General features: G+C 37.9%; 1 protein-coding gene. It reads right to left on the bottom strand.

Features of this window, described 5'->3' with window-relative positions:
* Positions 1-115: 115 nt before the first annotated feature.
* The coding region (locus tag RHS_RS29705) for an EAL domain-containing protein (protein ID WP_047835282.1) at positions 116-1,397 on the bottom strand (1,282 nt) is incomplete at its 5' end.

Below are 1,397 nucleotides of genomic sequence, written 5' to 3'. Positions count from 1 at the left end.
AAAAAGCAGATGAAAGTAAATTACTTGACTTTCATCTGCTTTTTCAGTATCCCCGGTCTCTTTATGAAACAGTCTTTCAATTAGTTTCCTGTTATAAATTAACGGTGATAAAAGATTATTTATAGGAATTTTTCCATTCATATTCCGTCATCGGCATTGGCTTGCTGAACAAAAAGCCCTGCACCGTTTTCACACCGCAATTTTCAAGTACTTCCAGCTGGGATTCGTTTTCAACCCCTTCTGCGACTAATTGGATATTCAGTTTTTTACAAACGCTTACGATAGCTTCTACTATCGTCTGTGTGTTTTCGTTGGATATAATATCTTTTACAAAACCCCGGTCAATTTTGAGTATATCAAATTTCGCCGTTGCCAAAAGTGCCAGGTTGGAACTTTCGGCGCCAAAATCATCAACGGATATCCGGAATCCTGCATTTCGAATCTGGCTGATTTTGTTTCTTAAACTTCTAAAATCGGTAGAACAAGTGCTTTCCGTAATTTCAATTTCCAGATATTCCTTGGAAATACCATAGTTACTGACAATGGATTCCAGTCTTTTTAAGAAAGCATCATCCATAAACGTACTGCGGGAAAAATTGCTGGAGATTGGAAAAATTGCTTTTTCCTGTTTGTGCCACTCCTTTAGCTGGGCACAAACCATTTCAAAGACATAAAAGTCTATTTTACTTATTTGGTAGGAACGTTCCAGAATAGTAATAAATTTATCCGGAGACTGGACTACACCATCATCATCTATGTATCGGACTAATGCTTCTGCACCTACTACACTGCGGCTCTCCAGTTCAATTTTAGCCTGCAGATAGACCTGGAACTGTTTGTTTTGTAACTTTGTTTCCAATACGTCCGGATCAGAGAGAAAATCTAATACATCATTGCGGTGTCTGTAACGTCCTGTTTCGCGATGATTATGATAGAATTCTTTTTTATCGGCATACATATTTTCATCGGCTGTTTTTATGATTGACTGGATATTATGGCAGTCCTCCGCCCATTCATAACCAATGGCGGCCTTACAATCATTATGGGCAAAATTATATTTCAGCTTATGAATGTTTTCGCTGAAAATCTCCTGGCTGATATCCGTACAGATAATGATAAATTCATCGCCTCCGATTCGATAGTAGGAACCTTGATTAAAGCTGTTTTGCATTAATTCAGCACATTTCTTTAAGAGATTGTCACCACTATCATGTCCATAATGGTCATTGACCTCTTTCAGTCCATTTACGTCCAGATAAACAATGCCGATCGGAATACTTTTGTCTTCCAGACTGTTGATATCCTGTATATAACGGTTTCTATTATAAAAATTAGTCAATGTATCCAGGTAGCTTAAGCGATACAGGGTCTCTTCATCTTCATTCCTGCGAATAGCA

This window comes from Robinsoniella sp. RHS (assembly GCF_001029355.1).
Lineage (GTDB): Bacteria > Bacillota > Clostridia > Lachnospirales > Lachnospiraceae > Robinsoniella > Robinsoniella peoriensis.
The sequence above is the reverse complement of the archived record's forward strand: the minus strand, read 5'-3'. Positions and strand labels throughout refer to the sequence as shown.